The organism is Vibrio neptunius (assembly GCA_019339365.1).
GTDB classification, from domain to species: Bacteria; Pseudomonadota; Gammaproteobacteria; order Enterobacterales; family Vibrionaceae; genus Vibrio; species Vibrio neptunius.
The window spans coordinates 1526457-1541655 of sequence record CP079860.1; the positions used below are offsets into that span (position 1 = coordinate 1526457).

General features: G+C 44.0%; 11 protein-coding genes and 1 pseudogene. 8 read left to right on the forward strand and 4 right to left on the reverse strand.

Annotated features, from left to right (window positions below; genetic code table 11):
• Nucleotides 1–3: 3 nt before the first annotated feature.
• The 7 genes and pseudogenes from KW548_23675 to tssG all read left to right on the forward strand — a co-directional run bounded on the left by KW548_23675 (nt 4) and on the right by tssG (nt 8821).
• Entirely contained in the window at nt 4–1998 is a 1995-nt protein-coding gene (locus KW548_23675; GenBank protein QXX08596.1) for a protein kinase, read from the forward strand.
• Nucleotides 1999–2001: 3 nt separating this feature from the next.
• Nucleotides 2002–3565, forward strand: a pseudogene (gene tssA, locus KW548_23680) (type VI secretion system protein TssA).
• Between the two features lie 27 nt (nt 3566–3592).
• Entirely contained in the window at nt 3593–4102 is a 510-nt protein-coding gene (tssB, locus tag KW548_23685) for a type VI secretion system contractile sheath small subunit (GenBank protein ID QXX08597.1), read from the forward strand.
• Between the two features lie 9 nt (nt 4103–4111).
• A complete protein-coding gene (gene tssC, locus KW548_23690; GenBank protein QXX08598.1) occupies nt 4112–5587 on the forward strand; it encodes a type VI secretion system contractile sheath large subunit in 1476 nt (491 codons plus the stop codon).
• 62 nt (nt 5588–5649) lie between these two features.
• Nucleotides 5650–6060 carry a type VI secretion system baseplate subunit TssE gene (gene tssE / locus KW548_23695; GenBank protein QXX08599.1) on the forward strand — a complete coding sequence of 137 codons (411 nt, stop codon included), beginning with the start codon at nt 5650–5652 and terminating at the stop codon, nt 6058–6060.
• A 17-nt stretch (nt 6061–6077) separates the two neighbouring features.
• On the forward strand, nt 6078–7826 hold the full coding sequence (gene tssF, locus KW548_23700) for a type VI secretion system baseplate subunit TssF (protein ID QXX08600.1): 1749 nt from the start codon (nt 6078–6080) through the stop codon (nt 7824–7826).
• Nucleotides 7823–8821, forward strand: coding sequence for a type VI secretion system baseplate subunit TssG (gene tssG / locus KW548_23705; GenBank protein QXX08601.1), 999 nt, complete (start codon nt 7823–7825; stop codon nt 8819–8821). Before tssF ends, tssG begins: the two co-directional genes overlap by 4 nt.
• Nucleotides 8822–8884: 63 nt before the next feature.
• Here the strand turns inward: tssG and KW548_23710 are convergent, their stop codons facing one another.
• From KW548_23710 to KW548_23725, 4 genes are all read right to left on the reverse strand, one after another.
• Nucleotides 8885–9337: an Lrp/AsnC family transcriptional regulator gene (locus tag KW548_23710; protein QXX08602.1), complete on the reverse strand. Its 453-nt coding sequence runs from the start codon at nt 9335–9337 to the stop codon at nt 8885–8887.
• Between the two features lie 34 nt (nt 9338–9371).
• The gene (gene tssM / locus KW548_23715; GenBank protein ID QXX08603.1) at nt 9372–12767 is read right to left on the reverse strand and encodes a type VI secretion system membrane subunit TssM; all 3396 of its coding nucleotides are present in this window, start codon (nt 12765–12767) and stop codon (nt 9372–9374) included.
• Nucleotides 12768–12769: 2 nt separating this feature from the next.
• On the reverse strand, nt 12770–13060 hold the full coding sequence (locus tag KW548_23720; GenBank protein QXX08604.1) for a hypothetical protein: 291 nt from the start codon (nt 13058–13060) through the stop codon (nt 12770–12772).
• A 73-nt stretch (nt 13061–13133) separates the two neighbouring features.
• Nucleotides 13134–14093, reverse strand: a complete 960-nt coding sequence (locus KW548_23725; protein ID QXX08605.1) for a type VI secretion system ImpA family N-terminal domain-containing protein — start codon at nt 14091–14093, stop codon at nt 13134–13136.
• A gap of 499 nt (nt 14094–14592) precedes the next feature.
• Between KW548_23725 and KW548_23730 the strand changes: the two genes are divergently transcribed.
• Complete coding sequence (locus KW548_23730; protein QXX08606.1) at nt 14593–15195, forward strand: porin family protein; 603 nt, start codon at nt 14593–14595, stop codon at nt 15193–15195.
• Nucleotides 15196–15199 lie beyond the last annotated feature (4 nt).

Sequence of the window (15199 nt, forward strand, 5' to 3'; positions counted from 1 at the left end):
AACGTGTCTGATCAAAATGGATCAAGCGACAGCTATATCAATCAGCTAGTTCATAAAGCGATTGAGAGAAAAAAACAGCTAGAGCTGCAGGAAGCGCAGAGAAACAAGCCCAAGTTGGAATATGTTTTATTCTCACAATTCGACGTGCTTGAATCTTTTCCTTCAAAAAATGGCAATACAACCTTATATCACCTAGCAAAGCAAGGTGAGCCTGATAAACAGGTGTGTTGTAAAGTCGCCAATGAAGGCACTTCTAGCCATGAACATTCGTTACTGATCGGTGAAGCCAGTAAGCTTGAAATCTCTCAGCATCCAAGCGTGGCTGATTTTATTAAGATCGGTAATGAGTTTGATCGCCCCTACATCATGTATGAATGGATACATGGTGAATCCTTAGCTGAAAAAATAGAAAGACACGCGAAGAAGGGCTTCCGTCACGATCATATTGCCTGGCTAATTTACCAGCTTGCTGGCGCGTTAGAGTACATGCACACCCGAGGCGTATGCCATCTAGATATTAAGCCTGCCAACGTGCTGGTGGCTGAAGATGATAGCGTCAAACTGATTGATTTTGGCGCGGCTCGTTACACTGAGGAATCGCAGGGCCCAGCAGAGGTGAGTATGAATTACGCCTCGCCTATGTATGTTGAGAGTGGTGTGGCAAAACCGCAAGATGACGTCTACTCATTAGCCCTATTGACAGGCCATCTGTTCCTTGGCTCGTCTTACGGTGATGTTTGGCGTCAATTGCTGGGACAAAACAAGCGTTGCCAACTGATCCCGAAACATGTTTGGTCGCTGCTTAAAAATGTTATTAACAAGCCTCGTTCCCACGGCTATACCGCGATTTCGTTTGCACAGGCGTTGGCCCGTATTGATACGCAAGCGCTAAAATCCGACAACAGTGCGCCCATTTTTTCAAATCTTAGAAATGCCGATCTGGTACTGACACAGCACAGCGTGACTGACAAATTCGCCTTCGGTCGATTTAAGTATTTGGAAGCAACGTTAGTGGCTTCGGTTCTTCTGGTAACGGGGACTTACTTTTACGATTATATGCAGCCCGAGTGGAAGCCTTCAGCCAAACCTGGCTTTAGTGAATCGAGCGCCTTGGTCAATACCATCAAACCAGCTCAAACTGCATCATTTCTTGCACAACCGCCGTGGAAGGTTGAGCAAGCATTAAATGACATGTCGAATGATGTTGTCATGATGGCTCCTTATCAGGATGCTTATCAAGTGCAGCAGACCAAGCTACTTACTGTTTATCAGCAGAATGAAGATGCATTGAACTTAAGGCGAGAACTGGCGAGTAATCTTCCTTTGGTGCTCAAGGACATGCGTTCACAACTTGTCTCGCTTCATGCAAGCTTGAACAACGACGGTGTTTTGTTTGCTAAATCTGAGCGTTCATTCAACAAGGTGATGTCAAACTTGAACACATTAACGGTTGAAGCGCAAAAAATGACAAGTTACATGGGCAAACAGGATGCTGAACTGGTCAGTTTGATCTTAAGTGGCCAGGCTAATGCCGTTGATGATTACATGAAGAGTGCATGGGCCAATCATCAGGCTGAATCCTATTACTATAGCCAAGTGTTGCCTAGTACCGTGTTGAATGAGGTTTACGCAACCATTGATGCCAACGCTGAACAGCATTATTACTCACGCGCCATTGAGCAGGCAGAAGCCGCCAAGCAGTATTTTGGTAATACTGCCGATTTGAACGCTAAGGTTCGCGCCCTCAAGGTTGCGCGTAGCGAGTACATTCTATTCAGCACGGTGACAGAGCAAGTGATTTTCGAGAAGGCGAAGCTTAATTCGTCGCTCAACGATCTCGAAGTGAATGCGCCGAAAAAATTCAGCGAAGTCACTCAATTACTGAATAGCATGGCCAGTGATGCTATCCGCAAGAGTCATAAAAAGTCTAAGCCTGCACGAGGCGCGTTGGCGGTCAAACGTGCAATTAGTGATTATGAGCCAGATGCAAGGAGCTAACGGATGTCTGTTGAAATTAACGCGCTTCTAGAACCTATCAATGAGGCATCACCGACCGGTGAAGATGCCCGTTACGAATTTAGCTTCGAAATGATGGAAGCGGAAGTTAAGAAGTTTGGTTCTTTGTTTGGTGAGACGGTTGACTGGTCAGTGGTTCAAAATCATGCCACTGAAGTGATTACTCAGCACAGTAAAGACTTCAAAGCCATGTGCTATCTGTCGCGCGCTCTGGTTGAAAGTGACGGCTTAAATGGTCTTGAACAGGGGCTGTCACTGCTGGCTGAGTCTTTAGCGCGCTATGGTGCGGATTTGTACCCACGTCGTAAACGTGGGCGAGACGGCGCTGTAGAGTGGCTTAACCATCAGCTTAAGCTTGCTTTGCCTAAACTGCCCAATGAACAACTGACGTGGGAAGGGCTGTCGCGGTGTAATGATCGTGTCGAAGAGATTCAGCGCCACTTTGATGAAGTCTTCCAAGACTCGGAAGCGGACTTCTTTGAACTACGCACTGAGATCAACCGCTTGATGCAATCCGCAAATGCCGACGTGCCACACTCGGCATCTACTGAGCCGGAATTGGCGCAAGAGCCAGTGGCTACCGAGCCACCTTCTGCTGAGAGTCAACCAGAGCCCAAAGCCGCTCAGGTGACACCGGTTCAACCCAAACCTTCGGTCGCTGCACCGACTAGGCGCCCCGCAAAAAGAAGTGGACATTGACACCGATTTTTCATCGCCGACGGCGTCGAAGCGTACATTGAAAAAAGTGGCCGAAACCCTATTAAGTGCAGAGCCTGAGTTGGCTTTGTCTTATCGTATCCATAGGCATTTGACCTGGTCAGATATAGAAGAGTTACCAGACCATCAGAATAACGAAACGCCGCTGATCCTTGCTGTCTCTCAAGACAAACAGTCTGAGTATAGAGATAAAGCCAAGCAAGAAAGTGATATTGATACGATTAAACGTCTTGAACGTACTTTGACCGATGCGCCTTTTTGGCTCACTGGGCATTTCTACGTTTATCAGATGTTAAAAAACCTGAACCTTGAAGAAGCGGCTCAAGCGGTTTCAGAAGAGGTAAAAGCCTTCGCCCAGTCTTTGCCGGGTATTGAAGTGCTGTCATTTAAGAATTCGATTCCATTTGCCAACGAAGCAACGATTGAATGGCTGAATAAAGCGCGTTCATCGGCGACGGGAACCGGGCAGCTACTGCCTAGCGTCGTGGTGCAAGAAGGCGATTTGGTATCAATGGACGATGTAACTCTCGAAAACTTGGGAGAACGCGTAGCAGAAGTCGCGCAAAACCTTGAGCTAGATAGCTCAGGGCGAGGGCAATTTATGCTGCATTTACAAATCGTAAAAGCTTACCAAGCTGTTGGTCTTTATGCGCTCTGTTTGCCTTATCTTGAAAAGTTATGGGTTATCAGGGACGAAATGAGTCTTAGCGGCTGGGAACCACATCTCTCTTTGCAATTAGACGAATTGACTCAAAAAATTCTGAAGCAGCTGTATCCAAACAAGGAATTGCTGCCTGCAAAGTTTGAGGCGTGGGAGTCAATCTATAACTAAACAACACAATTAGATAAGGAACTAATTATGTCACGCGATGGCTCGGTAGCTCCTAAAGAGCGAATTAATATCCGTTACGTTCCAGCGACTGGTGATGCGCAAGAAGACGTTGAACTGCCGTTGAATATGATGGTGGTCGGTGACTTCACAGCACGTGCTGATGAGACACCAATTGAAGAACGTACGCCAATTAATATTGATAAAGACAACTTTAACGAAGTGTTGGAAGGCTATGCTCCAAACCTCAAAGTTAATGTTGAAAACCGTCTTTCTGATGAAGAGGGTGCACAGCTTGGTGTTGATCTAACGTTCAAGAACATGAAGGACTTTACTCCTGAGGCGATTGCTAAAAGTGTTCCAGAACTCAACAGTCTGCTAGAGCTTCGTGAAGCACTGGTTGCGCTAAAAGGTCCATTAGGCAACGTCCCTGCATTCCGTAAGAAGATCGCTGCTGTTCTTCAGGATGAAGAAGCTCGTAAGAAATTACTAGAAGAACTCAGCATTGGTGAAAACCAAGATGCTGAAAAGGCTGAATAAGAGGATATTATGACAACAGAAGCACAAGCTCCAGAACAAAGTGAGACTCAGGTCGAATCTGGTTCTCTTCTGGATAGCATTCTTACCGAAACACGCCTGAAGCCTCAGGACGAAGGCTTTGAAGTTGCAAAGCGTGGTGTTGAAGCGTTCATTGGTGAACTCTTAAGTAACAAATCTGCCGAAAAAGTTGATCAGTCTCTGGTTGATTTGATGATTGGTGAGATTGACCAAAAGCTATCAAAGCAGGTTGATGCGATTCTTCACAACGAAGAAGTACAAGCGATCGAATCTACGTGGCGTGGTCTTAAGTACTTGGTTGATCACACGGATTTCCGCGAAAACATCCTTATCGAACTGATTTCAGCTAAGAAAGACGAAATGCTGGATGATTTCGAAGACGCTCCAGAGGTTGTAAAATCAGGCCTTTACAAGCAGATCTACACACGTGAGTACGGTCAGTTTGGTGGTAAGCCAGTTGGTGCAGTAATCTGTGATTACCAACTAACGTCTTCTAGCCCTGATATCAAGTTGATGGAATACATGGCGAACGTTGGTGCAATGTCGCATGCGCCGTTCATCACGTCTGCATCTTCTCAGTTCTTTGGTTTAGACAGCTACGAAGAGCTGCCAAATATGAAAGACCTGAAATCGGTATTCGAAGGTCCTCAGTACACGAAATGGCGTGGTCTGCGTGAACATGAAGATTCACGTTACCTAGGTCTGTGTACGTCGCGTTTCATGCTACGTAACCCTTATTCAGTTGAAGACAACCCAATCAAAGCATTTGACTATGATGAGTTGGTAACAGACAACCACAACCACTTCTTGTGGGGTAACTCAGCGTACGCGATGGCATCTAAGATCAGTGAGTCTTTCGCGAAGTACCGCTGGTGTCCGAACATCATCGGCCCTCAAAGTGGTGGTGCTGTATTTGACTTGCCAGTTTACAACTACGAGTCAATGGGACAAATCGAAACTAAGATCCCGACAGAGATCCTTGTTTCTGACCGCCGTGAGTTTGAACTTGCAGAGGAAGGCTTTATTGCGCTGACTATGCGTAAAGGTTCTGACAATGCAGCGTTCTTCTCTGCTAACTCAATCCAAAAGCCTAAGGTTTACGCGAATACGCCGGAAGGTAAAAACGCAGAAATGAACTACAAGCTGGGTACTCAGCTGCCATACATGTTCATTATCAACCGTCTTGCTCACTACATCAAAGTTCTACAGCGTGAGCAAATTGGTTCTTGGAAAGAGCGTTCTGACCTAGAAATCGAACTCAATAAGTGGATTCGTCAGTATGTTTCAGATCAGGAAAACCCGCCAGCAGAAGTACGTGGTCGTCGTCCACTTCGCGCTGCGAAGGTTGAAGTATCTGATGTTGAAGGCGATCCGGGCTGGTACAAGGTATCAATGTCTGTTCGTCCACACTTCAAGTACATGGGTGCGAGCTTCGATCTGTCTCTAGTTGGTAAACTGGACCAGTAATCAGAGCATATGTTTAAGTTTCGAGCGGTCAGTTTTGCTGACCGCTCTTTTTAGAGTTCAGTATGGAAAAAGGTTATCGCTTACTCGAACGCATTGAATTGGGTGAACCCAAGAATTGCTACGAAAAAGTTGTTTCTCACAAACATCTTATTGAATCTATTCACATTCATCTCGCTGACTTGCTAAACACGCATGCCGGGAATGCAATGATAGACAATGATTACGGTCTTCCTGACTTTAATGATGTCCTAGCCAGTCAATCAAACTTGGTGCGTCATATTCAGCAGAATATTCGCGAGACCATTACTAAGTTTGAACCTCGCTTGGGTGATATCGAAGTCACGTATCGACAGGACTTCCATAATCCCTTGCAGCTAAGCTTTGGCATCACCGGTGAGGTTTCTCACAACGGTGGGCAGGTACCAATGTCTATCAATGTGTTCATGGGCGTTGATGGCCAGTTCAACGTGTAAATTCAGGAGAAATCTTCGTGAGCAACAGTAAATATTTCCAAGACGAACTTTCGTATCTGCGAGAAGCCGGGAGTGAATTTGCAAAGTATCATCCAAAGCTGACCAATTTTCTCGGTGAAGGTGTCTATGACCCAGATGTTGAGCGTCTGCTTGAAGGTTTTGCTTTCCTTACCGGACGTATTCGTGAAAAAATAGACGATGAATTGCCAGAGTTGACACAGTCATTGATGACGTTGCTTTGGCCTCATTACATGCGTTCTGTGCCTTCCATGTGTATTTCTGAATTCAAGCCACATCTCGGAAGTATGACCGAGAAAATCGTCGTCAAACGCGGCGTCGAGATGGCCAGTAAACCGGTTGAAGAGACAGAGTGCTTATTTCGTACCTGTTACGATATCTCGCTGTATCCTATCACCCTGACGAACATCGAGCAGTCAAATAGCCGAACGAGCTCAAACGTCGATGTGACGATTGCGACTGAATATGGTCAGGAGTTGTCCAGACTAAAAATGGATTCATTGCGCTTCCATTTACATGGCGAAGTCCATATCACACGAACTTTATACTTGTGGTTGTTCCGTTACCTTGATTATATTGAGGTCGATGTAGGCGGTGGGGTTAAGAGAAAACTCCCTGCGAGCAGTATTAAACCTGTCGGTTTTGGCGATGACGAAGCCCTTCTACCTTATGGTGCCAACTCTTTTGCCGGTTATCGTCTGCTGCAGGAATATTTTTCTCTGCCTGAGAAGTTCATGTTTTTCGACGTGACAGATTTGGATTGGTTAAGTGGTGTGCCTGGCCGTTCCAGCCTCACCATGTCGTTTGTTTTCAAAAGAGCGCTACCTTCTGAGGTTGTGATAAAGAACAAGCACTTACGCTTACATTGTACGCCTGCTGTTAACCTTTTCGACATAGATGCTGACCCGATCCGTCTCGAACATCGCCGCAGTGAATATAAGGTTCGACCACAAAGTGCTAATCAGGATCACTACGAAGTCTACTCGATTGAGAATGTAGAGACTTGGAGCAAGAGTGAGCGAAGCCGTAAGAAGCTCATCGAATTTGAATCGTTCGAGCATCAGGTGAATCAGCGCGATAAGCGCGAGTTTTATAAAACTAAGGTTTCAGAACGAACCAGTGGTCGAGGTTTGGAGCGTTATATCTCTTTCCATACCCACAACAGTGATATCGCCGATCTGGGCTCCGAAACGGTGTTGATGAAGTTAACTTGTAGTAACGGTGACCTTGCTGAGCGTTTGTCTGTTGGGCATGTGGAAGACATGTCACCTAACTCGACTACATTCGCGAGTTTTTCCAATATTACCAAACCGACTCAATCGGTGAGCCCACAGGTTAATGGTGAACTGCAATGGCAGTTGATCGCTAATATGTCGCTTAACTATCTATCACTCGCCAACATTGATGTACTTAAAGTACTGTTGTCTACCTATGATTTCCACTCTAGGGTGGATCGTCAAGCTCACCGAGCGTCGATACAACGTCTTGATGGCATCAAAAAATCAGAAATGAAACCGGCAGATCGGGTGTTCCGAGGTACTGCTATTCGAGGAACACAGTTCACGTTAACGGTTGACTCTACATATTTTGTTAACGAAGGTGATATGTTCCTGTTAGTTAATGTATTGAACGAGTTTATCCGTTTGTACTCAAGTTTAAACTCGTTCACTGAGCTAGAAGTTTTCGATGAGAAAACGGGTGAAAACTACCATTGGCCTAGTCTGGCTGGGCAACAGACGGTTCTATGATTACTCAAATTGAACATAAAACTCATGAGTTCGGCTTTTTTCAAGCAGTATCACTGCTGGAAAAATACTATCAAGCTCAAACTGAATTCGCTTATAACGGGATAGGGCAGAATAAGTATGTCTCGCAAGAACATATTCGTTTCAGTGTTTCGCCGAGCTTGGCCTTTCCGAGAAGTGATATCGACTATGTGTCGCATTATGAAGTAGACGGTAACCCTTATTCACGAGTAGAGGTGACTTTTCTTGGTCTTCATGGTTCAAGCTCTCCTTTACCTTCTTCTTATACCGAGAAACTGGCTGGGCGTGATGATGAAGAAAACCCAGTAAAACAGTTTTTTGACTTTTTCCACAATCGCCATATTTCGTTGGTTTATCGGGTTTGGAAGAAGTACCGCTACCACATTCAATATCAGAGTGAAGCCAAAGATCCGTTTTCTGGACGGATGCTACACCTACTTGGCTTGTCATCAGTGATGCAAGAAGCCGAAGTCAGTGAACTGGACAGAGCAAAGCTTCTTTCATACGTAAGCCAATTATCCACTCGGACACGTTCTCCGAAATTGATATCAGGCATTGTGGCACACTACTTCACTTTGGACGATGTGAGTGTGGATGAGTGGATCTACCGCCGGGTGTCTATCCACAAGTCGCAACGAAACAAGCTGAATCACGTCAATTGCGTGCTTGGACAGGATCTGCACTTGGGAAAAACGGTGCCGGATTTGGTGGGTAAGTTCCATCTACGGATAGAAGATATAGACTTTTCAACTTACCAAACGTTTCTGCCGGGTAGAGAGAACTACAAGACCTTAATAGGCTTAATGCAATTCATCTTACGCGATCCGCTGGCATGGGATCTGATTATGAAAGTTCGGCTTGATACCATCCCTAAAAATGAATTGGGACAGGGTGAGGGCAATTTATTGGGGCAGACGATATGGTTGGGTGACCCAGGTACAAAAGATGCTTCAATCAAACAAATCGGCCAGCTTTAACCGTAATAAAAAACCCGCATTCGCGGGTTTTTTTTATATGTCTTACACAAACCTTGACAAAGGTTAGCGTCGGATAGGTTGATGTAAAACCACTGTGTTGTTGAGTGACTGAATGCCGCTAAACGACTCTATTTCATTACACAGGGTATGTATCGACTGAAGATCCGGCGCTTCAATGAGAGCAATAATATCGTAAGTACCACCAACAATACTGGTTAGTCTCACCTCAGGAAGCTCTTTGAGTGCTTCCGTGACATCATTTTTCTTGCCTTTTTCACACGAAATCAGCAAGTAACTGGCTGCGTTGCCGCTTTCTTCTTCCACTCTGATCTGCGCAGTATAGCCTTTAATAATACCGGTTTTTTCCAGTCGGCTGATACGTTCAGCGACGGCGGTACGCGACAAGCCAATGTTTCGCGATAAGTTAGCGATTGACTCTCGGCCATTAGACAAAAGAGTAGATAGAATTTTCCGATCTAGTTTGTCTAAACCCTGAAGGTTAGTAGTTGACATCATATATCCTGCCTTACGTTGTTTTTATATGTATATTTTATAGGTTGATGGTTTCGGGTAGAGAGAAGTTATATAGCTCCGCTAAGGTAAATGGGTTCCTTTGCGAGAGTGGCTTCACTCGTAGTTTCAAGTCACGACCTGAAACGGTAATATCACTAACAAAACTTCCATCATGTTGATTAGTTAGTGTGGATTGGCCTAATAGCCTGTAGATTGCCCACTGGCCATTTTTGCTTAGTACGTATTGTTTGCCCTCATCAGTTACGTCTTGGATAGTAATACTCACGTTGAAGTCGCCGCTCTTAGGTGGCCATTCCAGTTCCCTAATGCGACTTGGACCGTGGTAGTAGCTCATTTGAGAATCTGCGACTTTAACGGTTGCACGAATAGCGCTAGAGTCTAAGTCGAGAATCTTGGTACTAAATGGTATCGAGACACGGTTGGTACTCTTGTTGATTAAAGTGTCGCGTATCACATTGTAGTTTTTAAGTTGAACCAGAAGTTCTGGTGTTAATGGCATGGTTTCACCATCGACACGCTTTGGTGTCCAAAGGTTAGTATCGTAAAACGATGCTAGATTGTTTTGGACGAAGGTATCAATTATGCCACCTGTAGCGAATAACAGCTCAAAATCTTCTAGTGCAATCTCTTCTTCAGCATTTAAATCGAATGGATACTTATTCAGAGCCAAATCACGATATTTTGTATAGACATCACTATACCATTGACTTTGAACGCCTTTAGCTGACTCTGTGATCATCACAGACCAGCTTTGCTGAACCATTCCTAATAACCAGCTACGCACAGGCTCTGGTGATTTTTGTGCGATCTGTTTCAAACGAATAATTGGATCGGCTTCTGAGCTTTGCATGCGTGATCGCGCTGCCAAGAGCGATGCCATTTGTGGATCCGGTGAGTCAGCGATATCTTTCATGTAGGTTCGCAAACGGCTCAACGCAGTCACAATTTCATCCCACGGAGTAGGGGAGTTAGGCGTTTCATTGATCTGTAACTGGTTCAGTTGAAAGAACGCTTGTTCGACACGCTGCATTAACAGGTAGTCAGGTTGAACAAGCTCTTCTGCTGAATCTGTGAGTTTGTCGATCGCTTCTGTGGCGACTTTTGGCAATTTGTTTGCGAGCAGCTCTTTTTCGCCTACTGGAGAAAAGTGAGTATTGGAGTAGACTTGCTTCAATACCGTGGTCAATGGTGAGGATGGACCAGAAACCAGATCGATAGCGTTGGTCAAATCGCCAATCGAGTCGTATTTTTTCACCTTAAGTTCACTCAGCGCATTGCGCCAGTAACTAATGTAGTCGTCCGTGTATTTTTTACGGATTTGATCTTTAAATGCTTCATGCTCTTCTTTGCTTGGCGTGACATTCTTAGATAGACCCAATACCCAGTTGTTGGTGATGACATCTTTTGACATCAGATCAACACGAGGACGATAGAAAGTGCTGAAACCTGTCGCGGTATACACTTTGCTAATATCAAGGAGCTCCTGGTCGATTTGATCATTAAAGATGTTATTGAAGTCGAAACCAACAGCGCGTTCAATGTTCAACGTGCCCAAGTCTATAGTGTTTGCTTGGTTGATTAACTGCGCATAAACCAAATCAACGTTTGATTGTGACAATAGGCTGCGACGAGTGGCCCGTACAATGTCCATGTTGATATTGACTGGCTCGAAGTCTGTTCTGAAGTAAGCATTAAGAAACTTCATCGCGTCATTCACTTGTTCTGAGTTGCCAATCACCTTTGAAAGAGTTAATTGAGTCTGCGCCGTCATAAAGGGCAAATCACGCTTGCTCGGTTCTTTCAACATTAAGTATCCTTTTAGGACAGGAAGCGCTTGAATCGGCTTGTCTTGGTACTTAGTTAACTGAACACGATACGATTGTTCGATCACTGGTATCAATTCTTGCTGAATTGAGTTGAGCAGTGTTTGATATGCCATCTTGGTTGTTGGCTCTAGGCGGCTGACATTAAGGGATACTAGTTCTTGGTCTAGGGCCTCACTACCTTCAACCCATGCGCCATACACTGGCTGAATCTGAGCAATGGCACGAGCGAGTTTATCATCAAGTAAGCGACCTGAGTTTGCTGCTCGATCGTCAGTCTCAATGTTCAATAGCTGGTAGATAACTCTTAGATTGCTGTCTAGTGTCGTACCAAGCATGTATGCTCCGCCCGCCAAGAATACGATAGAAGCCACCATAGCCAATCGGCTCTGGCGCAGTATTCTCTTCAGGTAGGTTTTGTTCTCACCAGCAAAATCGGCTTCTGGTAAAATTTGAGACTCGACAAGAAAACGCGTGAAATACGGTGTTTCAGATAATTGAGTGTGCTCAGACGCGATAATAGGCAAGTTAAAGTAAGTACTGCAGCTTTTGGCAAGTAAGTTGTACTTTCTTCCCCCTTGCAGGCAAGAAGAAAAGAACATCTCTCGTAGATCAAGAAAGTATGCCCCGCGGTTGACTTCACTTAATCTCTGAACGACATACTCGATCTCTTTCTGACAGATTTCCAACTGTTTTGGGAATGACAGAATGGCTTGTTTTTCTTTGGTGTCATTAGACTGAGACGTTGAGTCTAGTGCGTTTTGCTCAATGACTTTGACTAAGTTGTTGAAGCTATCACGGTAGTAGTCAACTAAGATACCTTTCGAATCCTTAAGTGGGATGGATAGATATTCGACATTGTGTTTTAGAGGGCTAAGCTGCACATACTCTTTGAAACCTTGAAGCTTATCCAGCTTCGACATCACCATGTACACAGGCAGTGCCGTATTGGTGCGCTCGCAGATAGAGGTAATGCGTTCAATCAAAGCGGTAAGAGCGTAATCGACCTGTTCTTCTTCCGAAATAATCAAAAACTCTATGTCTGTAAAGAACAGACAGCCAGCAAAGGGTTTACGTGGGCGATTTCGAATGACCTCTGACACCATCGCATCCCAGAGCAGAGAGTCTGCGGCGGAGACTTCCTGGAACACTAAACGCTGGTCAGGTTTTAAATAGATGGCTTCGTCAGATTCATACCATTCGAAAAAGTCGTTTTTTGTCGTACGAGCAGTATCAATCGATTTGATTGCATTTGAACTGAATAGGAACTGCTTCTTACCCGCTGATTTGTTACCAATCATCAGATAAATTGGTTTTTTCTTGGAGCTGATTAGCAATGGTCTCAAGACTAAACTTAAAGCTTCTTCTTCTGTTTCTAGTTGCTGTTCTCTACTTTGTTTTCTCTTCTTAACGAAAAGTACGATTTGATAAGCACAAAATGCCAATGCAACGATGCCGATACCGAAATATAAGATAGGCTCAGAAATGGTATCTGGGTATAACAAGTGTAACGCTGTTAAAACACCGACTAAAACGATAGCAAGTAGCGAAGATATGAATATCGGATGACGTATTATATTTTTTAACATGGTTATTCTGCCACTACTTGGTTTAATGCTTGACTCTCATGCGACGCTTTTAATTGAGCGATCTTATGCAAGTAAACGTTGATTAAAACTAATGAACGGTCGAGTTCATCGGTGTTGTTTGACTTTTCTGCATATTCTATTCGCCCCAACAATGGGAATAGAGAATTACTGTATTGATAGGCGAGCTTAGTATTCTTGTCATCAGAATTTAGCTTGAGATTAGCAATAGCGGTTCTCGCACGTGAAAATCGAGTGCTGATGTCGAGAAAGTCTTTTTCTAACTGGTTTTTCACTCGCTGAAGCTCTGCTGATAAAACCTGAACCGATGATGAATCAGCATAAAGCTCAGATAGATTGTTAGTAATGCTAATTAAGCTTGATATCTGGCCAATTTTTTTCAGGTGACTTATCTAGGTCATAAACCATTGCATCAACTGTGCTAATTAAGGGATCCTTAAGCTTATTTAGAGTATCTTTGTTCTCTAGACTTAAGCTCTCAGTGACTTGAAGGATGACTTGAATATTGTTTGATGCGATCTGTTGTTTGTAGCTGTTTAGCTTTTGGTCTTTGTGCAGATAGTAAGCACTTAAAGAAAATAGAAACAGCCCGACAACAATGGCCACTGTCCAAACGGCAGAGCGACTTTTTTCTACTTCTGTTTGAGCCTGGACAGGCTTTTCAGCGATTGGCGGTTTTACGTTAACAGTAATACCACCGGATACCGGTGCCTTGGCTGCATTTTGCTCTTTCGCTTGTTGTCGTGCCGTTTCTTTCTTATCTTCGAGTTCTTTAATTTCTTCGATGTATTGGCTAAAGAGTCTGCGAATTGTCCCTAACGACGGAGCTTTGTGACCATAATGCAATCTCAGCTCTTCTTCTATTCTTAGGCAGACTCTATGCCCAGCTTCGAGCATAGCGCGATCTTCAATACCAACTTTGAATTGTTTAGCTCGTCTCTCGGCGTGTTCCACTAGCCATTCAAATGCGCCCATTCTCGCACTGGTTTTAGACACTTCTGGGTATGACGATGACCAATAGATAACGCACAGATCTAGGATTGAATTTAATCCATCAATAAAGCCGTTTAAGCCATCATTGTGCGCAGAGGCGACGGCATAGTAACACCCGCAGCGTAAATCTTTGCTTTTGTTCTTGAGAATATCTTTGGAAAGCTGCTGGACCTTTTTCCATGAGACGCGACCAGTAACTTTGTTAATATTATTAATCTGACGCTTTATTTCCTCAAACTCTTCGAGATTGTTTGGGTTTACTCCACAAGGAGTGAGCTCGTCCACTGGCCGCCGAGCAAAGTCTGAAAAGTACATTAAATCCTACCCAAATGACATTAGTTATAAAAATGTATCCGCACTTCTGATCGTTTCTTATTTAATAATGATTAATTATCAAGGGGTGGATTTTACGTGGGAGAAAAGTAATTTGTAGATAAGATATTGATTAAAACTAGTTAAAGTTTATTAAATGTGACGACTATCCGTTACTACTAAAGTTTAATTGATAAAACTATAAATTAAAAAGAATGATAAATTTACAGTATGATTACTTAATCATCATTTTATAAGATTATTTGATTACAATTTTATCTATATCTAAAGCCCTCCATCTCGTTAGGTTTATTTGTCCCTTAGGTTAATCTTTGAGCAACCGTTAAAATGTCCGTTTTGATAGGAGAAAAGACGTTATTGCTAGTCGAATGCTCTTAATTGCACTGGCATTTTTTTTCGCTATTGAATTTGTTACTTAGCCTGTTATTTTGTTGAATCTTAAATTTATCTTTTGGCTGTAGACCTTTTGAGGAATAAAAGGATGAACAAGTTAAGTCAATTGGGCTTATTAGCTTTGGCATGTACAGTGTCAGTCGCGGCTAACGCGAAAGGGGAGCGCTACGGTGGTTCCATCAACATGCTGAGTATTGACAGCATGGATTACAAACAAGGAGATAGCGGAACGGCGAACGCGATGAGGTACGGGTTTGTCCATACTCGACCAATCGATGAAGACAATAACCGTTGGAGATGGTGGCTGGGCTTTAACTACCTCAACGAATCAATTGATGCGCCAGCTAACGGTATTTATCAAGAGACCACAAACTACGAGTTACGCGTTGTCCCTCAATACGCTTTGGGCACTTGGTCAGTATTTACGCCATATATCGGTGCGGGTCTATCAGCAGGCTATAGCCAGTATTCTAATCGTTGGGTAGTGGATAGCGATGGCTACAAGTATGGTTCTCAACTCGACGATATTGATCAATTTGAAGTAGGGGCGGTAGCAACCATTGGTACGGTTATCAAACTAGGTAGTAACCCAGATGCGCATCTCCAGATTGTCCCACAGGCCTCGTACATTCTGCCTGTTTATAATGATGGTCTAGGTGGTGTCGAGTTCTCAGTATCACTGCTATTTTAGAGGA